Consider the following 23,637-nt stretch of genomic DNA (forward strand, 5'->3'; position numbering starts at 1 on the left):
GCCGAGTCTTGATACGCAGAGTGTCCAATAGACGTGAGATAGGAGTCCCCCGGGCACTGCCCGCCCGGAAGGCTGTGCGCGGACCGGCCCGGCGGGCGTAGATTAATAACCATGACACGCACATACATCGTTACGGGATCCGCCTCCGGCATCGGCGCAGCAACCGCTGAGCTCCTGAAGGAACGCGGCAACACAGTGATCGGCGTTGACCTTCGCAATGCCGACGTCGAGGCGGATCTGAGCACACCCGAGGGCCGGCAGATCGCCGCAGACCGGGCCGTGGAGCTCGCCGGCGGCTCGGTAGACGCCGTGATCGCCTGCGCGGGCATTTCCGCACCCATCCCCCTCACCGTCTCGGTCAACTTCTTCGGCGTCACGGAGTTCCTGGACCGGCTGGCACCGGTACTGGCAGGAAGCGAAGCGCCGCGCGCCGTCGTCGTCAGTTCCATGGCATCCCTGCAGCCCAACTCCCCCGAGCTCGTCGACGCCATGCTTGCCGGGGATGAAGCGCTGGCCCGCCAGATCGGCCAGAAACTCGCTGACCAGGGCCCGCAGATCGGCTACCTGAACTACCCCTCCAGCAAGCGCGCCCTGAGCCGCTGGGTACGCCGGGAGTCGGTCAGCGACCGCTACGCCGGCAACGGCATCCCGCTCAACGCTGTTGCCCCGGGAACCGTCCTCACGGCGATGACGAAGGAACTCCTGGCCACGCCGGAGGGCGTGAAGATGGTGGACGAGAACGTGCCCATGCCCCTAAACGGCCACTCGGAGCCCGTAGTGATTGCACGGCTGCTGGCCTGGCTCGCCAGCGAAGAAAACTCACACCTGGCCGGCCAGACGATCTACTGCGACGGCGGAGCAGACGCGACCCTGCGCGGGGACGACATCTGGGGCTAGGAACGCCGGTCCGGCAGGAACGCACGCTGTAAGGCAGCGTGGCTGCCGGACCGGACCGCTGCCTGGGGCAGCGGCCAGGCAGCGGCTAGGCGGTGGCCTCCAGGTCGGAACGGACGGGGACCGAGTGTGAACCCGTCACAGCATCCAGGAAGTTGAGCGTCTCCGCCAGCACCATCCGGGCGTCCTTGTGCTGGAGCTTGAACTGGTATTCGTGGCCCAGTGCAGGCCTGTGGTCGCGGTCCCAGAAACGCCGCACCACCGGGACGCCAAGTTCCTCCAGCTTCGCAGCCAGCGGCTTGGATTGCTGCTCGGTGAGGTAATCCGCGTTCCCGCCGGAAATGAATGACGGCGGGAAGTTCTCCCCCACGTGTTCCAGAATGGACATGTGTTCCGCTGCCGGGGTGCTGGCCCAGTCTTTGGAGCCGGTGTAGGCCCACAGCGCCGTCCGGAATCCCCAGCCGAGCGGACCGGTGAGCCTGGACATGGTCTTCAGGTCGTAGACGCCGCAGAACAGGAGCATGCCGCGCACATGCTCGCGTGCCGCAGCAGGTTCCACCCCGGTACGCCGGGCATAGTCCGGGTCAGTGATGATGAGCGCCAGCTGCGCAGCCAGCTGGGCGCCGGCAGAATCTCCGGCAAGCACGATGCGTTCCGGATCCAGGTTGTACTCCGCGGCGTGTTCGCGCAGATAGCCCAGGGCACTGTTGAGTTCAGTGACGGCCTGGGGATAGTTTGCCTCGGGCGAGATCGTGTAGCCGGCACCGACGACGGCGAATCCATTCGATGCGAGAATCTCCAGGTACGGAGCGATGTTCTCCTTGCATCCGGAGATCCATGCCCCTCCGTGGACCCACACCACGACGGGCAGCGGGCCTACTCCGGCATCCTCAGGCAGGAAGACATCCAGCGCCGGGCCCTTGGGAGCGCCAATATAAGGAAGGCTCCTGTGCGCCCTTACTGCCCCGGCAGGTACGTGCTTGCGGAGTTTACGGAGCTGGACTTTGCCGCCGCTGGAAAAGACACCCCGGATGAACAGGGCCGACGGCCTCGGATCTTTTTGGATGACGGTGGCGGCAAGCGTGCCGGCTGTTGCTGCGGCTCCAGCCATGAAACCCGCTGCCGCAAGGGGCAGGATCTTCATTTTTTCAGGTTAGGACCGGCGCATGGACGCCTTCGGAGCCACTCCCCCGCATCTAAGCGGCACACCGGTTTCCCGGGTGCTCGAATTCATACCGTTCTGTGCCGGGCTGAACAGCTGAATGTGAGCATCCGCGGCTCCCGTGTTCCCTCGGCCACCGGCTCTAGTCGGCAAGCTCATGGCGCCGCAGGTGGAACCCCGGCGCGGGTCTGGAACAAACTGAAAGCACCATGTCAAGGCCCCTCGGGACTAAGGATTCTGAACCATGAGAAAAATCAACGCCGGAAGAAACTGGCTCATCCACCGCGTTCCGGCCGGCCACTTCGGACAGGCCGCCCGCCTGGCGCGTCCGGTCCAGTACCTGCTGCTGGCCCTGCTGGCCGGTGCTGCCGCTGTGCTGGAGCTTCTCTGACCGGTTCCGCCCGGGCCAAAAGCGCGGACACCCTTCTTGCGGCTTGCTGAAGTCGCTAGCGTTGGCACTTCGGAACGCAGCCAGAGAAGTCCGGCCCAAGGAGCGCAATCATGGAACCCATCCCCGGCATCGCCCCAGGCGTTCCGCCCAGCGGCACTGGATGTGTGGAGTGCCTCCTGCAGCAGGCCTGGTGGCTGCATCTGCGCCGCTGCACCGAGTGCGGGCACATCGGCTGCTGCGACACGTCCCCCGGACAGCACGCGACTGCCCACGGGAGGTCCACAGGGCATCCGGTCATCCGCAGTTTCGAACCCGGCGAGGACTGGTTCTACAGCTATCTTGATGAGGCAACTTTCCAGGGCCCTGTGCTTGCTCCGCCGCAGGCGCATCCCGTAAGCCAGCCTGTTCCAGGTCCTGCAGGCCTGGTGCCTCCGGACTGGCGGAACCTTCTCCACTAGCTTTACTCAGAGCGCTGGCGGCCGCCCGTGCCGGGAGGTGCCGGATGCCTTGGGGCACCTGAATGCCTCCGGAGCACACCCACCCGGAGAGACAGCCATGCCAGTCCGCCCACAGGGATGGGCAGCCAGAAGTTGGCGATCCGCCAGGACAGAACCCCCAGGACAGCGGCTGGGTTGGCGGCGCCGAACCCCACCAGGGTGGGGACCATCACTCCTTCCACAAGCCCCAGCCCGCCCGGCGTGAGCGGAGCAAGCGCCACGAGGTTGCCCAAGCCGTAGGCAACGAGCAGCTCCCCCGGATTCAGGGCATGCCCAAAGGCAGCAACGAACGTCCACAGGCAAGCGGCATCGAACAGCCAGTAGCAGACGGACAGGAGCAGCGCCTGGGCCAGCCGGGCCGGCTCCTGGCGGAACATTTCGGTCTCCGCAGCCATGGTGCGGACGAAGCGTTCCGCCGACTCCGGTTTAACCACCCGCACCCAGGACGCGATCCGCCGGGCGGCATGCACTGCACCCTCCAAGTGCCGGTCCAGGACAGAGAGAGCGGCGCCGCTCAGCAGGAGAAGGACCAGCACGACGGCGCCGGCCGTCACGAAATAATGGTTTCCCCGCACCTGTCCAAGGGCGGCAAGCAGACCCACCGCGAACAGGACGCCCAGGACGAGGTTGGCGCCAACCACCTGGACCATCGCAGCGCTCAGCGCATCCTGCGGCCGGACGCCTGCCTGGGTGAGCAGCTTGTAGCGCACGGCCGCCGAGGTGGTTCCGCCTCCGGGGACAACATGGTTCACCGCCTGGTCGGCCAAGTCGATCCGGAGCAGGGTGAAATATCCCGGACGGCGGCTGCCGGGCAGGACTGCCCGGGTCAGGGCGCTGTAACAGCACAGGGACGCCGCCTCCAAAGCCGCGGCGGCAGCAAGCAAGACGGGTGAAAGACCGCCCAGCGCCCGCAGCACGTTGTCCGATCCGACCAGCTGCGGCAACACGATGTACTCAAAGATCAGGAGCAGGACCGCCAGCGCGAAGATCCAGCGGACCGCCCGTGAGCCGCGCAGATAAGCGAAGACCCTCCGGAGCACGTGCATGTTCCCAGCACAGCAGAGCGGCCATCCGGTAACTAGGCACTCCCCCGGATCACGGGCGGCAAGCCTGCAGGAATTGGTATCAGACTCATTTCCTGACATGATGTTGGTATGTTACTGACGACTTGTCGGCAACCTTAGATACCCAGACAACCGAGGGGTAACAGATGTTCCTAGCTCTGCGCGAGCTGCGTTTTGCACGGGCCAGATTCGGATTAATGGGTGGCGTGATCGCCCTCATAGCCGTCCTGATGGTCCTTCTGTCCGGCCTTTCCTCAGGCCTCGTTAATGACGGCGTTTCCGGCCTGAAGGGCATGCCGGCGACCCATATTGCTTTCAACGAAGGCACCAAAACCGACAACGCCTTCTCACGCAGCGTTGTCGACCAGTCCCAGGCTGAGGCCTGGAGCACCCAGCCCGGAGTCGAGGAAGTCACCCTGATGGGGTCGGCCATGATGAACGCCGTAACGGATGACGGCACCCAGGTCGATCTGTCCCTCTTCGGCATCGACACCGGATCGTTCCTGGCTCCGGCAATCGGCGAAGGACGCGGGATTGAAGCCGTCAACGAGATGGTCGTCTCCCCCACCGCCGAAGACGAAGGAGTCGAGATCGGCTCCGTCGTCACGCTCGACCGGATCGACGTCGCACTCACTGTGGTCGGTTACACCGAGGACCAGGCAACGTTCGGCCACGTCAGCATGGCCTACCTTCCCCTGGAAACCTGGCAGCTGATTGCCAGCGGCCAGTCACAGCCGGGCGAACCGACGGAAACCGCCATCGCGGCGGTGGACTTCGACACGGCCAGCTCCATTGCGATCAAGGCTGAGAACGGCGCTTCGCTGGACCTCGCCGCCGGCGATGCAGCAGCCGGAACGGTCACTTCGACCCTGGAAGATTCCTTCGACGCTTCCCCGGGCTACACGGCCGAGACGCTGACACTGGAAATGATCCAGATTTTCCTCTACGCCATCTGTGCGCTCGTCGTCGGTGCGTTCTTCACCGTCTGGACGATCCAGCGCAAGCACGAACTGGCAGTCCTGCGGGCGATCGGCGCATCCACCGGTTACCTGCTGCGGGACGGCATCTTCCAGGCTGTCGTCATCCTGACTCTCTCCACCGCAGCCGGCCTGGCGGCAGGCCTCGGAATGGGTGCCTGGATGTCCGGCACCGCGATGCCTTTCGCACTGGAAGCCGGACCCATTTCGATCGCGACGGCGCTGACCATCCTGATGGGTGTGCTGGGCGCCGCCGTAGCCATCGTCCGTATTTCCAGGGTTGACCCCCTGGCTGCCCTTGGAGGACAGCGATGAGTACGCAAACCAGCAACGCAGCCCAGACCGTAACCACGCGCGGACTGTTCATCCAGAACGCCAACCTCGCGCTGGGAGACGGTTCCAGCACCGTGCAGGCCCTGGACAACGTCAGCCTCAGCGTCGAACCCGGCGAACTCGTCGCCGTCGTTGGTCCATCCGGAGCCGGCAAGTCATCGCTCCTGGCCGTGGCCGGCGCCCTGGCAACTCCCGACTCCGGCCTCGTCACCGTCAACGGCACCGACCTCAGCACCCTCGGCAAGGCGGCCAAGGCAAGGTTCCGACTGAAGAACATCGGCTTTGTCTTCCAGTCAGGGAACCTGATTCCGGCACTGAACGCTGCCGAGCAGCTGGAGCTGGTGCACCGCATGGCCAAGATGGGCGGCACGTTCAACCCGCATGACCTGCTCGACGCCGTCGGCATGGGCCACAAGCTCAAGAGCCGCCCCGGCCAGCTCTCCGGCGGTGAGCGCCAGCGCGTGGGGATCGCCCGCGCACTGGTCTCGAAGCCGACGCTGCTGCTCGTGGACGAACCGACTGCGGCGCTGGACCGGAAACGGAGCCAGGACGTAGTGGAGCTCCTGGCGAAGGAAACGCATGAACAGGGCGTTGCTACAGTTATGGTGACCCACGATCACGATGTCCTTCATCATTGCGACCGGGTCGTAGAGATGGTGGACGGCCGGCTGGCCGGATAACGAAGCAGGACAGGAGGGCTCTTTGCCCCGCATTACCGCCCCCACGGTTGCAGAGCACCGTGCGGCACAGCAGAGGGCCCTCCTGGACGCTGCCAAGACGCTGCTCGCGAAGACCGGCGAGGCTCCCAGCATGGCCGAAGTAGCCGCCCTCGCAGGCCTTGCCCGCCCCAGCGCCTACCAGTACTACAAGTCCCGCACGGACCTCCTGAACGCCCTGGTTCTCGACGTCTTTCCCCGATGGGCGCGCAGGGTCGAAGACGCCATGGCGGCAGAGGAACTGCCGGCAGACCGGATCCTGGCCTACGTCATGACCAACATCACGCTGGTCGCCGAGGGCGAGCACGCCGTGGGCAGTGCCCTGGCAGCCGTGGCACCGGGCGAAGAACTGGATACACAGAGCAACCGCATGCATCAGGCGCTGCTTGATCCCCTGGTCGGCGCCCTGACGGAGATGGGATCGGCGGACCCTGCAAGCACGGCCGAACTCATTAATGCCATAGTGCACAGCGGGACCAGGCTCCTCGAGTCCGGCAAGACCCTGCAGGACGTCCACGAGCTGGTCCGCGAGCTCCTCGGTCCCTTCGTCCGCGAACACGGCGGCAAGAGCAGAGCCGGCGCCCGGTGAGCACCCGCCGCTTCTGGCCCGCCTTCCTGGCCGCCGACGTCGTCCTCATCCTTGTTTTCGCGGCGCTTGGCCGCGACACGCATGCCCATGGCCTGGACCCGGCGGGCGTCGCCGTGACGGCGTCCCCGTTCATCGCGGCCTGCCTCGCCGGCTGGCTGCTGCTCCGGGCGTGGCACCGCCCGTATGCCCTGTGGCCCACCGGAATCCTGCTCTGGCTGATCACGGCGGGGGCAGGCCTGGCCATCCGTGCGGTGGCCGGCGGCGGTACGGCGCTCAGCTTCCAGCTGGTGACGTTCGGCGTGCTGGGAGCCTTCCTCCTTGTTCCGCGGCTCGCGGCGGCGGTCATGCACGGGCGCGCCGGGCGCAATTCCACTAGGCTCGGAGACAGGGCCTGACCCGGCCCGAGCCCTCAGCAGGACACGAAAGGCAAGCCATGATCACCGCTTTTGTACTCATCCAGACCGACTCGGCCCGGATCCCCGAGTGCGCAGAGGAAATCTCCGAGATCGAGGGCATCAGCGAGGTCTACTCCGTGACCGGCGAATGGGACCTCATCGCGATTGCCCGGGTTCGACGCCACGAGGATCTCGCTGACACCATCGCGAACAGGCTTTCCAAGGTCCCGGGTGTGATTGGAACCACCACCCAAATTGCCTTCCGGGCTTACTCCAAGCACGACCTGGATGCCGCTTTTTCGCTGGGCTTCGACAGCTAGTTAGGCCGGCAAAACAGGTATTTTGCTGCCCTAAGGGCGCCGGCAGGGACATTTTGGGCGGCGAACTACGGTGTGATTCTGGCCAAAACAGCACACGAAGAGGGAGGCGGCCCAGTGCTGGTCCGCCTCCCTCTTTTTTTGTGCTTTTTGCGCAGTCACGGCGCAGAAAATTGCATTACTGCGTGACCTCAACCCAGCGGTCAAGTGCCCGGCGCGCGTTGCCAGTGTCCACCGACGCTTCAGCACGCCTCAAGCCAGCCGCCAGCCGCTCCAGGAGTGTTCCCTCCGCCTCGGTATCCAGAGCCACCAGTGCAGCAGCGGCATTGAGCAGCACGGCGTCCCTGACAGGCCCTTTCTCGCCCGCCAGGACGCTCCGGACCACGGCGGCGTTGGCCGCAGCGTCCCCGCCGCGCAGGTCGTCCAGAGTGGCCCTGGGGATCCCCAGGTCCATCGGGTCCACTGCTGAGCGCTCCACGGTGCCGTTACGGACCTCCCACACCGTAGAGGCACCCGTGGTGGTCAGTTCATCGAGCCCGTCGCCGCCGCGGAAGACCAGTGCCCGGACTCCCCTGGCCGCCAGCACTCCGGCGATGAGGGGTGCCAGCCGTTCATCGGCAACGCCGATCGCCGAGGCGGACGGGCGGGCGGGATTCGTCAGCGGGCCCATGAAGTTGAACGCTGTGGCAACGCCCATGTCGCGGCGGGCGACGGCGGCAAACCGCATCGAGGGGTGAAAGACCTGTGCGAAGCAAAAGGTGATGCCGGCGCGCACTGCGGCGTCCGCGACCCTCTCAACGGGCAGGTCAAGCCGGACGCCCAGGGCTTCAATCACGTCGGCCGAGCCCGAGGAGGAGGAAGCGGCCCGGTTGCCGTGCTTGACCACCCTCGCTCCGGCACCGGCGCAGACCAGCGCAGCCATCGAGGAAATATTAACGGTGTTATGCCTGTCACCGCCTGTGCCCACGATGTCCAGTGTTTCTCCCGGGATGTCGATGGGCCGGGCGTTTTCGAGCATGGCCTCAACCAGGCCTGCCAGCTCCTGGACGCTCTCGCCCTTCGCCCGCAGCGCCACCAGGAAGCCGGCAATCTGGGCATCCGAGGCGTCTCCTGCCATGATCGTGTTCATGGCCCACCGGGTCTGTTGGGTGCTCAGGTCCTCCCCCGCGATGAGTGCGGTAATCAGCGACGGCCAGGTGTGCTCGGAACTCGGAAACGTACTCACACGCCCTAGGTTATCTACGAATCGTAGAAAATGCTGATTTGTTTCCGGAGAGCAACTTCCGCGCCGTTGCTGGGAAGTGAGCGGTTTGGGAACGATCCGGACGCGCCGTTCGTACAGTTCTGTTGGTGAAAGGGAGAGTTTTACCGCCATAATGTCTATGTGACAACAGCGACCCATGCCCCCAGTACCCCGGCTCACCCCACGCTGAACCGCCCCAATATGGTCTCCGTAGGGACCGTGGTGTGGCTCTCCAGCGAACTCATGTTTTTTGCTGCGCTCTTCGCGATGTACTTCACTCTCCGCTCCACCTCGGGCGAGATGTGGGAGATCGAGACGGCCAAGCTGAACGTGCCTTTCGCGTTTGTGAACACGGTGATCCTTGTTTCCAGCTCCTTTAGCTGCCAGTTCGGTGTCTTTGCCGCCGAGCGGCTCCAGCCCCGCCGTACCGGCGGCTTCTTCCAGATTGCACGATGGGGAATGGTCGAGTGGTTCTTCCTGACCTTCATCCTCGGCGCCATCTTTGTTGCCGTTCAGGCCTACGAATACGCAGAGCTCGTGTCCCACGGGATCTCGCTGTCTTCCAACGCGTACGGCTCCTCGTTCTACATCACCACCGGCTTCCACGGCCTGCACGTTGCCGGCGGCCTGATTGCATTCCTGTTCATCATCGGACGCGCCTACGCCGCGAAGCGGTTCGGCCACTTCGAGGCGACCTCCGCGATCGTGACGTCGTACTACTGGCACTTCGTTGACGTGGTCTGGATTGCCCTCTTCGTCATCATCTACTTCCTGAAGTAGTCACGCCCTCCACGGGCACCCCAGCAATATCCACGTGGCACGAGCAACCAAAAGACCACATAAGTTAGGAACCACTAAGTGAAGGCACTATCGCAAAGGCGACGTCATCCCCTGGCAGCAGTAGTACTGCTGCTTCTGGGCCTCATCGTTACCGGCGGCATCTACGCAGCTGCTTCCGGAGCGAATGAAGCCCAGGCCGCCACCACCTACACTGCCGATGATGTGCAGCAGGGCGAGAAGCTCTTCATTGCCAACTGCGCCACCTGCCACGGCATGGAAGCCAGCGGCACCGAGAACGGTCCCTCCCTCGTAGGCGTTGGCGCAGCCTCCGTCGACTTCCAGGTAGGAACCGGCCGCATGCCCATGGCGATGCAGGGCCCGCAGGCCCAGCAGAAGCCGGCACAGTTCAACGAAGAACAGACCGCCCAGATGGCCGCCTACGTGGCGTCCCTGGGAGCCGGCCCCGCACTGCCGGAGGAAGAGTACCTCGAGACCACCGGCGACGCCGCTGCCGGCGGCGAGCTGTTCCGCGTCAACTGCGCCATGTGCCACAACGCGGCCGGTGCCGGCGGCGCACTGACCCGCGGAAAGTTCGCTCCTGCCCTTGAAGGCGTTTCCGAGAAGCACATCTACGAAGCCATGGTCACAGGCCCGCAGAACATGCCCGTCTTCTCTGACGCCAACCTCTCCCCCGAGGAGAAGCAGGACGTCATCACCTTCCTGAAGAACATCGAAGCCAATGGTTCCCCCGGTGGAGCCGAGCTCGGTTCACTGGGCCCGGTTTCCGAAGGTCTGTTCATCTGGACCGCAGGCCTTGGCCTCATCATCGCTTTCACCATCTGGTTGACCTCCCGGTCTTCCTAGTCAGTCATCACCGCGCTCACCCCCCGGGGTGACATCACAGTTACACATAGGTCTACTAATGCAGTTTCAAGAGAAGGATGAGGGGGATCATGGGCGACCATAGTCACGGCAGTCCGAACACCTCGGGCACCGTCGCTACGGCTGGCCAGGGCGAAGAAGGGGAATTCCAGAATCCTGGACTTCCCCCGCACCGTCCTCGCCTGGCCGATACGGATCCCCGGGCTGAGAAGCGCTCCGAGAAGCAGGTGGCGATCCTGTTCGCCATCTCCGTACTCGGTACGCTCCTCTTTTTCTACGGGTATTTCTTTATTCGCCTGGACGAGAGCATCGGCACCCTTCGGGTGCAGAACCTCTTCCTGGGCCTGGGCACCGCATTCGCGATGCTCGGAATCGGTGTCGGAATCGTTCACTGGGCCAAGACGCTCATGCCCGATCATGAGGTCATCGAAGAGCGCCACGAGATCCGTCCCGAAGAGGATCGCGTCATCGCCGAAAAGATGATCGGCGACATCATCGAGGAAACCGGCATCAAGCGCCGTCCGCTGATCCGCAACACCCTCCTGGGTGCTGTGGCACTGGCTCCGCTGCCGGCTATCGTCATGTTCCGCGACCTGGGTCCGCTTCCCGGCAACGTCCTGCGCCACACCATGTGGGACAACGGCGTACGCCTGACCCGCGACCCCAGCGGCACTCCGATCAAGGCCTCCGACGTCACCCTCGGTTCCGCATTCCACGTGATTCCGGAAGGCCTGAACGACGCCGAGCACAAGCTGGAAGAGAAGGCCAAGGCCGTCGTCCTGCTGATGCGCCTGGATCCTTCGGAGCTGAACCCCTCCCCCGGGCGTGAAGACTGGTCCGTAGACGGCATTGTCGCTTACTCCAAGATCTGCACCCACGTTGGCTGCCCCGTGGCACTCTACGAACAGCACACGCACCACCTGCTGTGCCCGTGCCACCAGTCCACGTTCGACCTGACGCAGGAATGCGCAGTCATCTTCGGGCCGGCCGTTCGTCCTCTGCCTCAGCTGCCGATCGCCGTCGACGACGAGGGCTACCTCATCGCCACCAGCGACTTCACTGAACCCGTTGGACCGAGCTACTGGGAGCGTGGCTAACCATGAGTGCTACCTCTGCAACCGGAACCTACGAGCCGAAGACCAAGCTCGGGCGCATCACCAACTTCGTCGACACCCGCGTCAGCGGATCGATGATGGTCAAGGAGTTCGGCCGCAAGGTCTTCCCTGACCACTGGTCCTTCATGTTCGGTGAAGTGGCGCTCTACAGCTTCGTCATCCTGCTGCTATCCGGAACGTTCCTGACGTTCTTCTTCGATCCGTCCATGGCGGAGACGCACTATGAGGGCAGCTACGTGCCGCTCAAGGGCGTCGAAATGTCCGTGGCCTACGCGTCGTCGCTGGATATTTCCTTCGACATCCGCGGCGGTCTGTTTATGCGCCAGGTGCACCACTGGTCGGCACTGCTGTTCGTGGCCTCGGTCTCCGTTCACATGCTGCGCGTCTTCTTCACGGGCGCGTTCCGCAAGCCCCGTGAACTGAACTGGGTTGTCGGCGGCGTTCTGCTGATCCTGGCCCTTGCTGCCGGCTTCACCGGTTACTCCCTCCCCGACGATCTGCTCTCCGGCAACGGCCTGCGGATCATCGACGGCGTCATCAAGGCCGTTCCGGTTGTTGGTACCTACATCAGCTTCTTCCTGTTCGGCGGAGAGTTCCCCGGAACTGCCGTGATCGGCCGGCTGTACGTACTGCACATCCTGCTGGTCCCTGCCCTGATCCTGCTGATGATCGCCATCCACCTGTTCATGGTTGTCATCCACAAGCACACCCAGTGGCGCGGCCCGGGACGCACCAACACCAACGTTGTCGGCTTCCCGGTCGGCCCGGTCTACGCTGCCAAGGCCGGTGGATTCTTCTTCATCGTCTTCGGCATCGTCGCTTTCATCTCAGCGGTGTTCACGATCAACCCGATCTGGAACTACGGCCCGTATGACCCCTCCCCCGTGTCCGCAGGCACCCAGCCTGACTGGTACATCGGCTGGGTCGACGGCGCGCTGCGCCTGATGCCGGGCTGGCTGTTCGGTATGCCGTTCGAATGGAACATTCCGTTCCCCTGGGGCGTCAACACGCTGTCCCTGAACGTGCTGCTGCCGGCCCTGGTTCCCGCTGGAATCGTCTTCGGCCTCCTCTTCGCGTGGCCGTGGATCGAAGCCTGGGTTACCAAGGACAAGCGCATCCACAACCTGCTGGACCGTCCGCGCAACGCTCCGACCCGCACCGCCATCGGTGTTGCCGGCGTCATCTTCTACTGCGTTATGTGGGCAGCCGCCAGCTCCGACCTCATCGCCACGCACTTCATGGTGTCGCTGAACGACGTAACCTACTGGCTGCGCTTCCTGTTCTTCTTCGGTCCGGTCATCGGCTTCATCGTGGCCCGCCGCATCGCCCTGGCGCTGCAGCGCAAGGACCGCGAGATTGTTCTCCACGGTGTGGAAAGCGGCCGAATTGTCCGCCTCCCGCACGGCGAGTACATCGAAGTCCACGAACCGCTGGACGAGTACAAGCGCTACAAGCTCGTTGCGTTCGATTCCCCCGAGGTTACGCCGGCCCAGCCGGATGCCAAGGGCAAGATCAGCCGCAGCGAAAAGCGCCGCGGCGCACTGTCACGGTTCTTCTTCGAAGACCGCGTTGCTCCGGTAACGCCGGCCGAACTCGAGGCAGCTCACCACCATGAGTCGCCTACCGAGGTTGAGGCACGTGAAGAGGACAGGGCTCCAGAGTCCATCGAGAAGCACTAGCTCCTAGATACAAGAAACCCCCGGCCAGCATTTGCTGGCCGGGGGTTTTCTGTATCCCCCGCCGGTGAGCCGGGCAGCACCATCCGCCGCAGGCCTTCTGCGGGGTCCTAGAGTTCGAAGGGGACCTTGGAGGGCAGCGGATACTTCCTGACGGGATGCTCCAGGTCAGCGAACGGAGCTGTGCCAATGCTCAGCTTGGTGAAGTCCAGGCGGCTTTCCCTGATGACCACCTGGATTCCCCGGACCGCGAGCTTCACATCGGGGACCAGGCAGAGGATGTTCAGCTTGTAGGGGCTAAAACCGGTCTCCTCCACAGAACCGAGTCCACGCCAGGCGAAATAGGTTCCGATTGCGGTGGACGCCTTGTGCTCCAGGTAGCGGTCACGTTCCGTTCCGTCCTTCGACTTCAGGGCGTACTGCGCGATGACCCAGTGCTGTTCCTCCTCGGGGATCTCTGCGAAACCCTCCCCCTCGGCAGCAGCCGCGAATTCCTCGAGCAGCTGCTCGGCTTTGCCGGCATCCACGTTCTCACGGACGGAAACCCTGCCCTCATTCCCGACCCGGCCCTTCGTCACCATGAGCGTACGATCTTCGGGCTCATAGACCGCTTCCTTGAAGAGCATCCCGCGGGGCGGGTCCTGCTTGTACATCCTCAGGATCTCCATTCGGCGATCCCTCCATTCTTGGTTCAGGTCGCCTGGTGGCGTCCGGGGTGATAGGTACGTGGAGTTCTAATGCCCGGCCGCTGAAGCGGTACCCAGAGCTTGTAGCGGTCAGCGCGGTAGTAGGACACCGAGTAGTCGACCATGGACCGCGAAACATAGGCATGGCGCTGGATCTTCAACAGCGGTGCACCCAGCTCAACGTTGAGCAGGCGTGCGATTGAGGCTGATGCAGCAGTGGCTTCTATGGTGTCCTCGCCCCATTCAATGACCATGCCGTACCGCTCGCTGAGCACTCGGTAGAGGGACGTGGGAGGATCCTCCTCGAGCATCCCGGGGACGTGCCAGGCCGGAATGAAGTTTTCATCGACGCTCATCGGTTCGCCGTCTGCCAGCAGCTGCCGGCGGAAGCGCACCACCGGCTGTCCGGGTTCGATCTGCAGCTCCCTGGCCACCAGGTGGGACGCGCCAACCTGTTCAAAGGTCAGGACACGCGCATCGGGGACCATGCCGCGGCGGTGCATTTCTTCGCTGTAGGAGGTGAGCTTGATCTGCAGGTCCATCTTCGGCCGGGCTACAAACGTGCCAACCCCTACGATGCGTTCAAGGACTTCGTCGGCCACGAGTGTGTCGATGGCCTGGCGGACCGTCATGCGGGCCACGCCAAAGTGTTCCGCCAACTCGCGCTCCGAGGGCACTGCTGCCCCGGCAGGGGCGTGCAGCTCCACGAAGCGGCGGAGAATCCCCTCCAGCTGCCGGTGTTTGGAGACCCCCGACGCCGGATCGATGCTCTCCGGGAAATCGCGCAGGGCACGCTTGATCACGGCAGGCCGGGGCAGGCAGGCGTAACGGGCATACGGACGGGACCCTTCAGAAGGAGTGCGGCAGTATCTCTAGGATACCGGCCCCGCTACCCCTCCAGGGGCCAGTTGCGCCAGCTGCCGGCAGCAACTGCCTCCCAGCCGCAAGAGGCGGGGGAACGCACAAAAAAGGAAGGACCCGCAGTTTCCTGCGGGTCCTTCCTTTGTGCAAGCCGTCAGGCGGTTAGCCTAGTGCGCGTGGTTGCCGCGGCTGTATTCGAAAACCCAGCCGATGAGGGCGACGACGGCGAGGCCGGCGCTGATGTACAGCACCCACCAGCCCACTGCCAGGCCGAGAAAACCTCCGGCGCAGGCAGTTGCCAGCACCAGGGGCCACCAGCTCCACGGGCTGAAGAAGCCCTGTTCGCCGGATCCTTCATGGATTTCCGCGTCGAGGCGGTCCTCCGGGCGCATGCCGATCCGGCGTGCGGTGAAGGCCAGGTAGTAGCCGACCATGAGGGACATGCCGGCCGTCAGGAAGAGAGCCAGGTAGCCTACCGGTTCCATCCAGTCCACGAGGTAGCCGTAGACAACGCCAACCACTGCGAAGAACGGAGCCATCAGCAGGAAGAGATTGGACTCGATTTTCACTTGGTGGCCTCCTTGCGGTCAGCGGAACCGTACACCTTGCCCGGTGCAGACTCGTTGGTCACGGTCTGCTGGAGTTCGGGGTGGTGCAGGTCCAGTGCCGGACGCTCCGAGCGGATGCGCGGCAGCGAGGTGAAGTTGTGGCGCGGCGGCGGGCAGGACGTAGCCCACTCGAGCGATGCTCCGAAGCCCCAGGGGTCATCAACTTCGACCTTCTTACCGTGGCGCCAGGTGATGTACACGTTCCAGAAGAACGGAATCAGGGAGGCACCCAGGACGAAGGAGGCAATTGTGGAGAACTGGTTCATCACGGTGAAGTTGTCCTCCACCAGGTAGTCCGCGTAACGGCGCGGCATGCCGATGACGCCCAGCCAGTGCTGGATCATGAACGTGCCGTGGAAGCCCAGGAACAGCAGCCAGAAGTGGATCTTGCCGAGGCGCTCGTTGAGCATCTTGCCGGTCCACTTGGGCCACCAGAAGTAGAATCCGGCGAACATCGCGAAGACGACGGTTCCGAAGACAACGTAGTGGAAGTGCGCTACCACGAAGTAGGTGTCCGAGACGTGGAAGTCCAGCGGCGGGGCGGACAGGATGATGCCGGTCAGGCCACCGAAGAGGAAGGTGATCAGGAAGCCAATGCTCCAGAGCATCGGGGTTTCAAAGGTGATCGATCCGCGCCACATGGTGCCGATCCAGTTGAAGAACTTCACACCGGTTGGAACTGCGATGAGCATGGTCATGAAGGCGAAGAACGGCAGCATGACAGCGCCGGTCACGTACATGTGGTGGGCCCACACGGTGACGGACAGGGCAGCAATGGCGATCGTTGCGTAGACCAGGCCCTTGTAGCCGAAGATCGGCTTGCGGCTGAAGACCGGGAAGATCTCCGAGACGATGCCGAAGAACGGCAGGGCGATGATGTACACCTCGGGGTGGCCGAAGAACCAGAACAGGTGCTGCCAGAGGACAGCGCCGCCGTTTTCCGGATCGAAGATGTGGGCACCAAAACGGCGGTCTGCACCGAGGGCGAAGAGAGCTGCTGCCAGCGGCGGGAAGGCCATCAGGATCAGGATGCCGGTAACCAGCGTGTTCCAGGTGAAGATCGGCATACGCCACATGGTCATGCCCGGGGCACGCATGCAGATGATCGTCGTAATGAAGTTCACGGCGCCGAGAATGGTGCCGAAGCCGGAGAGTGCAAGGCCGAAGACCCATAGGTCACCGCCGACACCTGGCGAGAACGTTGTATTAGACAACGGTGCATAGGCGAACCAGCCAAAGGACGCGGCGCCCTGGGGGGTGATGAAGCCGGAGACGGCGATGATGCTGCCGAACAGGAAGAACCAGAAGGCCAGTGCGTTCAGCCGCGGGAAGGCGACGTCGGGTGCACCGATCTGGAGGGGCATGATCACATTCGCGAAGCCCGAGAAGAGCGGCGTGGCGAACATCAGGAGCATGACAGTGCCGTGCATGGTGAACAGCTGGTTGTACTGTTCCTTGGTCTGCAGGATCTGCATACCGGGTTCAAACAGCTCGGCACGGATGACCAGGGCCATCACGCCGCCAAGGCAGAAGAAAATGAATGACGCAATCAGGTACATGTACCCGATGGTCTTGTGGTCAGTGGAGGTGATCCAATTGACGACGATGCGTCCCTTGGAGACTGGCACGACGCGCGGGGCGACCCGTGTGCCTGATTCCTCCGAAGTGTATTCCAGGGTAGTCATAGCTTTCCTCCTACCTCCTTACTTCGTCGGATTCAGGTTGGTGTTGCGGTCGTATTCCGCGCCCAGCTGGCCATCGTTGAGCGTTGCAACGTAGGCCTCGTACTCGGCCTCGGAGACGACCTTCACGTTGAAGAGCATTTCGGAGTGGTACTCGCCGCAGAGTTCGGCACACTTACCTTCGAAGGTGCCTTCCTGCTGCGGGGTGAGGGTGATGTAGTTGGTGCGGCCGGGGATCATGTCCCGCTTCTGCAGGAACGCAGGCACCCAGAATGAGTGGATGACGTCGCGGGCGTTCAGCTGCAGTTCAACAGACTTGTTGACCGGAAGGTACAGGGTCGGGAACTCGTCCTGAGACTTTTCCTCGCCGTCCAGGTTCACCTGGACACCGCTGTAGTACTTGTCTTCCTTGACATAGTTGAAGTCCCACGCCCACTGCTTGCCCCGGACGTCGACAATGACGTCGGGATCGTCTACGCGGGCGTCAAGGGCGCGGATATCGCGGTCGGTGAAGAAGAAGAGCACCAGAACCATGAACAGCGGAATAGCCGTGTAGAAGATTTCCAGCGGCAGGTTGTAGCTGAGCTGGCGCGGGTAGCCGGTCTCATTCTTGCGCCGGCGGTAGGCGATGATGCACCAGAGGATCAGACCCCAGGTGAGGATGCCCACTGCCAGCGCTGCGATCCATGAATTGACCCAGAGGTCCATGATGCGGCCGGTGTGATTGGTCGTGTCGCGTTCCGTGGGCAACCAGCCCTTTTGGACATCTGACGAACAACCCGATAAAAACAACGCGCCGGCCGACGTTACGGCTGAGATCTTTAAGATCCTGGCGCGTCGGCTGCTGGTTCGGTCCTGCGAACTCACAGACGGCCCTTCCTCTTGTTACGTGCAAGTGCGGCACAGCGGACAGAAAAATCCCCCAGCTGCGCACGATAGTTTTACTACTACGTGTAGAGCTTACCCTGCACGCGGTGCTGTCCAGTGACAGACCGCACCGCGTGCCGGTCAAAAAGCGCTCTGTTACGGCCCGGAAGCCGTGCCTTCAAACCTAGTGGAAGGAGTCTCCACAGGCACAGGATCCGCCGGCATTTGGATTGTCGATGGTGAAACCCTGCTTGGAAATCGTATCTTCGAAGTCGATGGATGCTCCCGAGAGATACGGAACGCTCATCTTGTCGACGATGACCTCGACGCCGTCGAAGTCGCGCACTGCGTCCCCGTCCAGCACGCGTTCATCGAAGTAGAGCTGGTAGATCAGACCCGAGCAGCCTCCGGGCTGGACGGCGACACGGAGCCTGAGATCCGTGCGTCCCTCCTGCTCGAGGAGGGAGCGGACCTTGCCGGCAGCTACGTCGGACAGCGTCACGTCGTGGGTGGGCAGTTCTTCGGCGGCTTCGGTTCCGGCCAGGCCGGCGGCGTTCTCACTCGTGGAAGTGCTCATTGCTTCTCTCTTTCCATCCGGGCTACCCCTTCGGCCGCACTGCGGCTGCCTGAAGCGGTGCCAGTTCACTCAATGGTACGTCGGCGCACCCCTGCTTAGGTAACGGACTAGGGGGTTTCAGGCATTCCCAGACGGGCCAGGACAAGTGCTTCCGCGAGGATTGCCTTTTCGAAGTCACCGAGGTCCAGGGACTCGTTGGCGGAGTGCGCCCGTGAGTCAGGGTCTTCGACGCCTGTGACCAGGATCTGGGCGGACGGGAAGACTTCCACGAGGTCGGCGATGAACGGTATGGAACCGCCGACTCCCATTTCGACGGGAGGTGTCCCCCAAGCCCTTTCCAGGGCCCAGAGTGCAGTCTGTGCGGCCGGTGCGGAGGTGTCCGTCGCGAAGGCGTTGCCTCGCTCCCCCGGTGTGAAGACAACCTCCGCACCGAACGGGCGGTTGGCTTCCATGTGGCGGGCAACCGCTTCCTCAGCAGCTGCGGGATCCTGTCCCGGTGCGAGCCGGAGGCTGAACTTGGCGCGGGCCACGGGCTGGATCGTGTTGGACGACATCGCAACGGACGGAACATCAATGCCAATGATTGACAGGGCGGGCTTGGTCCAGAGCCGGGACGCAATGGACCCGGTGCCGGCCAGCTGCACGGAATCGAGCACAGAGGAGTCCTCGCGGAAGTCCTGCTCCGGGTAGTCCACCTGCGCCTCGTCGAACCCGACCAGGCCTTCGATGGCGAGATTGCCCTGGCTGTCGTGGAGGGTGCTGATCAGCCGGGCCAGCAGGGTTGGGGCATCCAGCACCGGGCCGCCGAACATGCCCGAGTGCACGGCGTGTCCCAGGACCCGCACCTCGAAGGTGCCGTCCACCAGGCCGCGCAGGCTCGTGGTCAGCGCCGGTGTCCCCACCTTCCAGTTTCCGGAATCTGCCACCACGATGACATCCGCCTTCAACAGCTCCCTGTGGGTCTCAAGGAAGGTACGGAATGTCGGCGAACCCGCTTCTTCCTCGCCTTCAATGAAGAACGTGATTCCGACGCCGGAACCTGCACCGAGCACTTCATCCAATGCGCGCAGTGCGCCGATGTGGACCATGATGCCCGCCTTGTCATCCGCCGCACCCCGGCCGTACAACCGGCCGTTGCGCTCGGTCGCCGTGAACGGCTCCGTCTCCCAAAGCTGCGGATCACCGGGCGGCTGTACGTCATGGTGGGCGTACAGCAGCACCGTCGGCATGCCCTCCTTGGCCGGCCTGCGGGCGACGACGGCGGGGCCGCCCGGCTTGCCGTTGTTGTCAACGCGCAGGATCTGCACCTCGTCCAGGCCTGTGCCGCGGAGCAACGCGGCCACTGCCTCTGCAGAGCGGTCCAGGTTGGCAACGTCGAAGGAATCCCAGGCGATGCCGGGAATGGCCACCAGGTCCTTGAGGTCTTGCAGTGTTCGGGGGAAACCCGCCGACACGCTGGCGCGCAGGGCGGCTTCTTCCGGCAGGCTGCCGGCAGTTTCGGAAGTCGTTGTCATAGCCCAAACCCTACAACTCTGTCCGCCCTGCCTGCAGGGCGGAGTTGTCAGGGGCCTGCTCCCCCGGCCCTTCAGCCGGCGCGCTTCACAACCCGCCGAACGCGAACAGCAGAGCCGGGCTTCGGGTATCCTTGATGAGTGTTCGGACGAAAGAAAGAAGCGCCCACCGCGCAGGAAACTGTGGACCACGCAGCCTCGGCCCAAGCGGAAGAGGCGCGCAAGGCTGCCCAGGCAGGCAAAGGGGCACCGACGCCCCGGCGCAAGGACCAGGTAGCCGCGCGCCAGCGCCCCCTGGTTCCCAACGACCGCAAGGCTGCCCGCGAAGCCAACCGTGCCGCCATGCGCGAAGAGCGGCTGAAGACCCGCGCAGCACTCGATACCGGTGACGAGCGCTACCTCCCCCTGCGGGACAAGGGACCGAACCGCCGCTTTGTCCGCGACGTCGTCGACGCCCGCTGGAATGTCGGCGAGTTCGTCATGATCGCCGCCGCCGTGTTCGTGGTGGCAAGCTTCATCCAGAACCTCACCGTGCAGAGCTTCATCCTCATGGCGTTCTGGGCCCTGATCGTCCTGGTGATCATCGACAGCTTCCGGATCCGCATGGTTCTCCGCCGCAAGCTCACCGCCAAGTTCGGTGCCCCGAACCAGGGCGACGTCTGGTACGGCATTTCCCGCGCGCTCCAGCTGCGCCGGTTCCGTCTGCCCAAGCCCCAGGTACGCCGCGGAGACAAGGTTTCCTAGTTCCGGCTGAAAAAGGGAGGGACCCGCGGGTCCCTCCCTTTTTAGTTGCCCGGCGGGGAAAGACTCCTACCGGCGGCGCTGGAGTTTCTGCAGCCGGCGGTTGATTCGAGCCGCCCAGAACGGGCCCTCATAGAGGAAGGCCGTGTATCCCTGGACCAGGTTCGCCCCGGCGTCGAGGCGCTGCTGGACGTCATCCCCCGTCTCGACCCCTCCGACAGAGATAATGACCGGTCCCTCGCCGAGGGCGGCACGCAGCCGGCGCAGCACTTCGAGGGAGCGCTCCTTCAGCGGCGCTCCGCTGAGTCCACCGACCCCGGCGGCAATCACGGTCTCCGGGTCAGTCACCAGGCCTGAACGCTGCACCGTGGTGTTGGTGGCCACCACGCCGTCCAGCTTCAGGTCGAGTGCCAGACGGGCGACGTCGTCGATGTCTTCATCGGTGAGGTCCGGCGCGATCTTGACGAGCAGGGGAACATGGCGTCCCGCAGTCTCGTCCGCTGTTTCGCCGACCGCCTGCAGCAGCGGCCGCAGCGAGTCGATGTCCTGCAGCTGCCGCAGTCCGGGCGTGTTGGGCGAACTGACGTTGACCACCAGGTAGTCGGCGTCGGCGGCAAGCAGCCGGGTGCTGGCCAGGTAGTCTTCGACGGCGTCGGCGAGGTCTACCTTCTTCGTTTTGCCGATATTCACGCCCACGATCGGCCGGTTCCGGCCCCAGCGGCGGTACAAGCCGTCGACGGCCTTCCGCACCCGGGGGGCCACTGCTGCGGCGCCGTCGTTGTTGAAGCCCATGCGGTTGATGACTGCACGGTCCTCGACCAGGCGGAAGAGCCGGGGCTTGGCGTTGCCCGGCTGGGCCTGGGCGGTGACGGTCCCAACCTCCACGTGGCCGAACCCGAGGTTGGTCAGGGCGACAACGGCGGACGCTTCCTTGTCGAAGCCTGCGGCCAGGCCAAACGGCGAGGGGAAGGTGAGTCCCAGCGCTTCGGTGGCCAGTTCCGGGGCCGGCCGCATCACGGCACGCATCAGCGGTGCCGCGGGTGTGCAGGCAACGGCACGGATGGCTTCGTAACCGATCTTGTGGGCTTTTTCGGGATCCATTCCGGAGAACACGATCCGGAAGAACGTGGGGTAGACGCGCATACTTTAATGCTTCCACTACGCGGGTCCGCTGCCAAATCCCGGCCCGGATAAGGCACGATGTTCGCGTATTGTCGATATATGGTGCAAAACTGGCAGCCGGACACGCTCGGCGACGGGTACCGTTACTTGACCTTGGACCTCGGTGCCGATGAGGAAGGTCCGCTTCAGGCCACCTTGGTCTCCTATACCCCCAAGCCGCCCCCGCCGCCGTCGTTCCTGGGCCGCGTCCGCGAAGCCGTTTCCCGCTTCCGCGTACCCGTGGAGCCGGAGGCAGTCCATGCCGTAATTTACATTCACGGCTGGGCGGACTATTTCTTCCAAACCGAACTGGCCGCATTCTGGGCGGAGCGCGGTGTCGCGTTCTACGCACTGGACCTGCGCAAGTATGGACGGAGCCTGCGGCCGGGCCAGTCCGAAGGTTTCGTCACGGACCTTTCAGACTACGACGCCGACATCGAGGCAGCGCTGGAGGCCGTCGCGGTGGATGTACATGCGGCACGGGGCGAGGACACACCGGTCCGGATTTCCCTCATGGCGCACTCCACCGGCGGCCTGGTGGCCTCACTGTGGGCGAACCGGAACCCCGGCCGGATCGAGGCACTGATGCTGAACAGCCCCTGGCTGGAACTGCGCGGGAGCTCACTGGCACGCAACGCCGCTGCGGGACTGCTGGAGCCGCTCGCCCGGACACGGCCGAAGGCGCGCCTGAAAATTCCCGAACTGGACTACTACTGGCGAAGCCTCAGTGCCGATGCTGACGGTGAGTGGGACCTGCATCCCCAGTGGAAGCCGCCAGGCAGCTGGCCGATCCGCGCGGGCTGGGTTTCCGCCGTCCTCGCTGGGCACGCGCAGGTTGCCCGGGGCCTGGACGTCAACGTTCCGATCCTGCTCATGGCTTCGGCCCACTCCACCATCGGTACCACCTGGAACCCGTCCATGATGACTTCCGACAGCGTGCTCGACGTGAACCTCATGGTGCAGCGCGGCCTCCTGCTGGGACCAGCGGTAACGGTCCTCCGCTTCGACGGCGCCCTGCATGACGTGCTGCTGTCCGCAAAGCCGGTCCGGAGGCAGGTCTACGCCGGGCTGGACCGGTGGGCTGCGGCGTACCTGTTGACGCAGCGGGCCTAGCTGCCTGCAGCGGCCTGGTCCACCGCTCCCCCGTACCGGCGGTCGCGGCGAGCGTAGATCTCCACGGCTTCCCACAGGGTGCGCCGGTCCACATCGGGCCAGAGCGTGTCCATGAACACCATCTCCGCGTACGCGGACTGCCACAGCATGAAGTTGGAGAGACGCTGCTCTCCAGACGTGCGCAGGAAGAGGTCGACGTCGGGCAGATCCGGCTCGTCCAGGTAGCGCTGGATCGTCTTTTCCGAGATGCTGCCGGGCCGGAGTTTGCCGTCCTTCACATCCTGGGCAATCGCACTGACGGCGTCGGTGATTTCTGCCCGTCCGCCGTAGTTGACGCACATGTTCAGCGTGCAGGTGGAGTTGGCCTTTGTCTGCTCTTCGGCGGTCTCCAACTCCCGGATGACGCTCTGCCACAACCGCGGACGCCGGCCCGACCAGCGGATACGGACACCCCACTCGTCCAGCTGGTCTCGCTGGCGGCGCAGTACGTCCCGGCTGAAGTTCATCAGGAAGCGGACCTCCTCGGGGGACCGCTTCCAGTTTTCCGTCGAGAAGGCATAGACCGAAACATGCTTGATTCCGATTTCGACGGCGCCGGCCATCACGTCCAGCAGGGCCGCTTCACCAGCCCGGTGGCCTTCAGTGCGCGGCAGTCCGCGCTGGTTCGCCCAGCGTCCGTTGCCGTCCATGACGATTGCCACGTGGGCGGGGACGAGTTCCCGCGGAAGCGGCGGGGGAACCGCACCGGAGGGGTGCGGCCAGGGCGCAGCGGCCGGACTCTTGCGGGAAGACCTCAAAG

At 64.1% G+C, this 23,637-nt stretch carries 26 protein-coding genes; 14 read left to right on the forward strand and 12 right to left on the reverse strand.

The window, feature by feature from the left end; genetic code table 11:
• Positions 1-111: 111 nt before the first annotated feature.
• Positions 112-897: an SDR family oxidoreductase gene (locus tag LOC59_RS07665; RefSeq protein WP_227895812.1), complete on the forward strand. Its 786-nt coding sequence runs from the start codon at positions 112-114 to the stop codon at positions 895-897.
• Between the two features lie 85 nt (positions 898-982).
• Here LOC59_RS07665 and LOC59_RS07670 read toward each other — a convergent pair whose 3' ends face one another.
• Positions 983-2,038, reverse strand: a complete 1,056-nt coding sequence (locus LOC59_RS07670) for an alpha/beta hydrolase (RefSeq protein WP_227895811.1) — start codon at positions 2,036-2,038, stop codon at positions 983-985.
• A 262-nt stretch (positions 2,039-2,300) separates the two neighbouring features.
• Between LOC59_RS07670 and LOC59_RS07675 the strand changes: the two genes are divergently transcribed.
• Positions 2,301-2,447 (forward strand): hypothetical protein, encoded by a 147-nt coding sequence (locus LOC59_RS07675; protein WP_227895810.1) that lies wholly within the window; start codon positions 2,301-2,303, stop codon positions 2,445-2,447.
• A 110-nt stretch (positions 2,448-2,557) separates the two neighbouring features.
• Positions 2,558-2,905 (forward strand): UBP-type zinc finger domain-containing protein, encoded by a 348-nt coding sequence (locus LOC59_RS07680; protein ID WP_229971329.1) that lies wholly within the window; start codon positions 2,558-2,560, stop codon positions 2,903-2,905.
• A gap of 2 nt (positions 2,906-2,907) precedes the next feature.
• Here the strand turns inward: LOC59_RS07680 and LOC59_RS07685 are convergent, their stop codons facing one another.
• Positions 2,908-3,990, reverse strand: coding sequence for a lysylphosphatidylglycerol synthase transmembrane domain-containing protein (locus LOC59_RS07685; RefSeq protein ID WP_227916721.1), 1,083 nt, complete (start codon positions 3,988-3,990; stop codon positions 2,908-2,910).
• Positions 3,991-4,154: 164 nt separating this feature from the next.
• Between LOC59_RS07685 and LOC59_RS07690 the strand changes: the two genes are divergently transcribed.
• From LOC59_RS07690 to LOC59_RS07710, 5 genes are read left to right on the forward strand one after another with little or no spacing between them, the layout of a single operon-like run.
• Positions 4,155-5,300, forward strand: coding sequence for an ABC transporter permease (locus LOC59_RS07690; protein ID WP_229971331.1), 1,146 nt, complete (start codon positions 4,155-4,157; stop codon positions 5,298-5,300).
• Positions 5,297-5,998, forward strand: coding sequence for an ABC transporter ATP-binding protein (locus tag LOC59_RS07695; RefSeq protein ID WP_229971333.1), 702 nt, complete (start codon positions 5,297-5,299; stop codon positions 5,996-5,998). The genes LOC59_RS07690 and LOC59_RS07695 overlap by 4 nt, the downstream gene beginning before the upstream one ends.
• Positions 5,999-6,020: 22 nt before the next feature.
• The gene (locus tag LOC59_RS07700; protein ID WP_227895805.1) at positions 6,021-6,623 is read left to right on the forward strand and encodes a TetR/AcrR family transcriptional regulator; all 603 of its coding nucleotides are present in this window, start codon (positions 6,021-6,023) and stop codon (positions 6,621-6,623) included.
• The gene (locus LOC59_RS07705; protein WP_227895804.1) at positions 6,620-7,018 is read left to right on the forward strand and encodes a DUF3054 domain-containing protein; all 399 of its coding nucleotides are present in this window, start codon (positions 6,620-6,622) and stop codon (positions 7,016-7,018) included. Before LOC59_RS07700 ends, LOC59_RS07705 begins: the two co-directional genes overlap by 4 nt.
• 38 nt (positions 7,019-7,056) lie before the next feature.
• Positions 7,057-7,338: an Lrp/AsnC family transcriptional regulator gene (locus tag LOC59_RS07710; RefSeq protein WP_229971334.1), complete on the forward strand. Its 282-nt coding sequence runs from the start codon at positions 7,057-7,059 to the stop codon at positions 7,336-7,338.
• A 175-nt stretch (positions 7,339-7,513) separates the two neighbouring features.
• Here the strand turns inward: LOC59_RS07710 and trpD are convergent, their stop codons facing one another.
• Positions 7,514-8,560: an anthranilate phosphoribosyltransferase gene (trpD, locus tag LOC59_RS07715; RefSeq protein WP_229971336.1), complete on the reverse strand. Its 1,047-nt coding sequence runs from the start codon at positions 8,558-8,560 to the stop codon at positions 7,514-7,516.
• 159 nt (positions 8,561-8,719) lie between these two features.
• On the opposite strand from trpD, the gene ctaE reads away from it, so the two are divergent.
• From ctaE to qcrB, 4 genes are all read left to right on the forward strand, one after another.
• Positions 8,720-9,358 carry an aa3-type cytochrome oxidase subunit III gene (gene ctaE / locus LOC59_RS07720; RefSeq protein WP_227895801.1) on the forward strand — a complete coding sequence of 213 codons (639 nt, stop codon included), beginning with the start codon at positions 8,720-8,722 and terminating at the stop codon, positions 9,356-9,358.
• A 78-nt stretch (positions 9,359-9,436) separates the two neighbouring features.
• Entirely contained in the window at positions 9,437-10,222 is a 786-nt protein-coding gene (qcrC, locus tag LOC59_RS07725; protein WP_227895800.1) for a cytochrome bc1 complex diheme cytochrome c subunit, read from the forward strand.
• A gap of 89 nt (positions 10,223-10,311) precedes the next feature.
• Positions 10,312-11,337 carry a cytochrome bc1 complex Rieske iron-sulfur subunit gene (gene qcrA, locus LOC59_RS07730; protein ID WP_227895799.1) on the forward strand — a complete coding sequence of 342 codons (1,026 nt, stop codon included), beginning with the start codon at positions 10,312-10,314 and terminating at the stop codon, positions 11,335-11,337.
• Between the two features lie 2 nt (positions 11,338-11,339).
• A complete protein-coding gene (gene qcrB / locus LOC59_RS07735) occupies positions 11,340-13,034 on the forward strand; it encodes a cytochrome bc1 complex cytochrome b subunit (RefSeq protein ID WP_227895798.1) in 1,695 nt (564 codons plus the stop codon).
• A gap of 107 nt (positions 13,035-13,141) precedes the next feature.
• On the opposite strand, the gene LOC59_RS07740 is transcribed toward qcrB, so the two are convergent.
• The 7 genes from LOC59_RS07740 to LOC59_RS07770 all read right to left on the reverse strand — a co-directional run bounded on the left by LOC59_RS07740 (position 13,142) and on the right by LOC59_RS07770 (position 19,826).
• Positions 13,142-13,699 carry a hypothetical protein gene (locus tag LOC59_RS07740; protein ID WP_227895797.1) on the reverse strand — a complete coding sequence of 186 codons (558 nt, stop codon included), beginning with the start codon at positions 13,697-13,699 and terminating at the stop codon, positions 13,142-13,144.
• A gap of 23 nt (positions 13,700-13,722) precedes the next feature.
• The gene (locus LOC59_RS07745; protein ID WP_227916734.1) at positions 13,723-14,517 is read right to left on the reverse strand and encodes a GntR family transcriptional regulator; all 795 of its coding nucleotides are present in this window, start codon (positions 14,515-14,517) and stop codon (positions 13,723-13,725) included.
• Positions 14,518-14,745: 228 nt separating this feature from the next.
• Entirely contained in the window at positions 14,746-15,147 is a 402-nt protein-coding gene (locus LOC59_RS07750; protein ID WP_227895796.1) for a cytochrome c oxidase subunit 4, read from the reverse strand.
• Positions 15,144-16,871, reverse strand: a complete 1,728-nt coding sequence (gene ctaD, locus LOC59_RS07755; RefSeq protein WP_227895795.1) for an aa3-type cytochrome oxidase subunit I — start codon at positions 16,869-16,871, stop codon at positions 15,144-15,146. The genes LOC59_RS07750 and ctaD overlap by 4 nt, the downstream gene beginning before the upstream one ends.
• A gap of 18 nt (positions 16,872-16,889) precedes the next feature.
• Positions 16,890-17,735, reverse strand: a complete 846-nt coding sequence (ctaC, locus tag LOC59_RS07760) for an aa3-type cytochrome oxidase subunit II (RefSeq protein WP_227895794.1) — start codon at positions 17,733-17,735, stop codon at positions 16,890-16,892.
• Between the two features lie 184 nt (positions 17,736-17,919).
• Positions 17,920-18,312, reverse strand: coding sequence for a HesB/IscA family protein (locus LOC59_RS07765; protein WP_227895793.1), 393 nt, complete (start codon positions 18,310-18,312; stop codon positions 17,920-17,922).
• Positions 18,313-18,419: 107 nt separating this feature from the next.
• The gene (locus LOC59_RS07770; RefSeq protein WP_229971338.1) at positions 18,420-19,826 is read right to left on the reverse strand and encodes a dipeptidase; all 1,407 of its coding nucleotides are present in this window, start codon (positions 19,824-19,826) and stop codon (positions 18,420-18,422) included.
• A 138-nt stretch (positions 19,827-19,964) separates the two neighbouring features.
• On the opposite strand from LOC59_RS07770, the gene LOC59_RS07775 reads away from it, so the two are divergent.
• Positions 19,965-20,567, forward strand: a complete 603-nt coding sequence (locus LOC59_RS07775) for a DUF3043 domain-containing protein (protein ID WP_229971341.1) — start codon at positions 19,965-19,967, stop codon at positions 20,565-20,567.
• A gap of 66 nt (positions 20,568-20,633) precedes the next feature.
• Here the strand turns inward: LOC59_RS07775 and LOC59_RS07780 are convergent, their stop codons facing one another.
• The gene (locus LOC59_RS07780; RefSeq protein ID WP_229971343.1) at positions 20,634-21,707 is read right to left on the reverse strand and encodes a quinone-dependent dihydroorotate dehydrogenase; all 1,074 of its coding nucleotides are present in this window, start codon (positions 21,705-21,707) and stop codon (positions 20,634-20,636) included.
• 78 nt (positions 21,708-21,785) lie between these two features.
• Between LOC59_RS07780 and LOC59_RS07785 the strand changes: the two genes are divergently transcribed.
• Positions 21,786-22,838, forward strand: a complete 1,053-nt coding sequence (locus LOC59_RS07785; protein ID WP_227895789.1) for an alpha/beta hydrolase — start codon at positions 21,786-21,788, stop codon at positions 22,836-22,838.
• Here the strand turns inward: LOC59_RS07785 and LOC59_RS07790 are convergent.
• Entirely contained in the window at positions 22,835-23,635 is an 801-nt protein-coding gene (locus tag LOC59_RS07790) for an isoprenyl transferase (RefSeq protein ID WP_227895788.1), read from the reverse strand. The two genes, LOC59_RS07785 and LOC59_RS07790, sit on opposite strands and share 4 nt — an antisense overlap.
• Positions 23,636-23,637: the final 2 nt, after the last annotated feature.

The organism is Arthrobacter sp. zg-Y916, from assembly GCF_020907385.1.
Taxonomy (GTDB): domain Bacteria; phylum Actinomycetota; class Actinomycetes; order Actinomycetales; family Micrococcaceae; genus Arthrobacter_B; species Arthrobacter_B caoxuetaonis.

What these genes read in the sequence shown, in the direction of transcription:
- LOC59_RS07665 (WP_227895812.1), top strand. Translation starts at nt 112, where the DNA reads ATGACACGCACATACATCGTTACGGGATCCGCCTCCGGCATCGGCGCA.
- LOC59_RS07670 (WP_227895811.1), bottom strand. Translation starts at nt 2,038, where the DNA reads ATGAAGATCCTGCCCCTTGCGGCAGCGGGTTTCATGGCTGGAGCCGCA.
- LOC59_RS07675 (WP_227895810.1), top strand. Translation starts at nt 2,301, where the DNA reads ATGAGAAAAATCAACGCCGGAAGAAACTGGCTCATCCACCGCGTTCCG.
- LOC59_RS07680 (WP_229971329.1), top strand. Translation starts at nt 2,558, where the DNA reads ATGGAACCCATCCCCGGCATCGCCCCAGGCGTTCCGCCCAGCGGCACT.
- LOC59_RS07685 (WP_227916721.1), bottom strand. Translation starts at nt 3,990, where the DNA reads ATGCACGTGCTCCGGAGGGTCTTCGCTTATCTGCGCGGCTCACGGGCG.
- LOC59_RS07690 (WP_229971331.1), top strand. Translation starts at nt 4,155, where the DNA reads ATGTTCCTAGCTCTGCGCGAGCTGCGTTTTGCACGGGCCAGATTCGGA.
- LOC59_RS07695 (WP_229971333.1), top strand. Translation starts at nt 5,297, where the DNA reads ATGAGTACGCAAACCAGCAACGCAGCCCAGACCGTAACCACGCGCGGA.
- LOC59_RS07710 (WP_229971334.1), top strand. Translation starts at nt 7,057, where the DNA reads ATGATCACCGCTTTTGTACTCATCCAGACCGACTCGGCCCGGATCCCC.
- qcrA (WP_227895799.1), top strand. Translation starts at nt 10,312, where the DNA reads ATGGGCGACCATAGTCACGGCAGTCCGAACACCTCGGGCACCGTCGCT.
- qcrB (WP_227895798.1), top strand. Translation starts at nt 11,340, where the DNA reads ATGAGTGCTACCTCTGCAACCGGAACCTACGAGCCGAAGACCAAGCTC.
- LOC59_RS07740 (WP_227895797.1), bottom strand. Translation starts at nt 13,699, where the DNA reads ATGGAGATCCTGAGGATGTACAAGCAGGACCCGCCCCGCGGGATGCTC.
- ctaD (WP_227895795.1), bottom strand. Translation starts at nt 16,871, where the DNA reads ATGACTACCCTGGAATACACTTCGGAGGAATCAGGCACACGGGTCGCC.
- LOC59_RS07765 (WP_227895793.1), bottom strand. Translation starts at nt 18,312, where the DNA reads ATGAGCACTTCCACGAGTGAGAACGCCGCCGGCCTGGCCGGAACCGAA.
- LOC59_RS07770 (WP_229971338.1), bottom strand. Translation starts at nt 19,826, where the DNA reads ATGACAACGACTTCCGAAACTGCCGGCAGCCTGCCGGAAGAAGCCGCC.
- LOC59_RS07780 (WP_229971343.1), bottom strand. Translation starts at nt 21,707, where the DNA reads ATGCGCGTCTACCCCACGTTCTTCCGGATCGTGTTCTCCGGAATGGAT.
- LOC59_RS07785 (WP_227895789.1), top strand. Translation starts at nt 21,786, where the DNA reads ATGGTGCAAAACTGGCAGCCGGACACGCTCGGCGACGGGTACCGTTAC.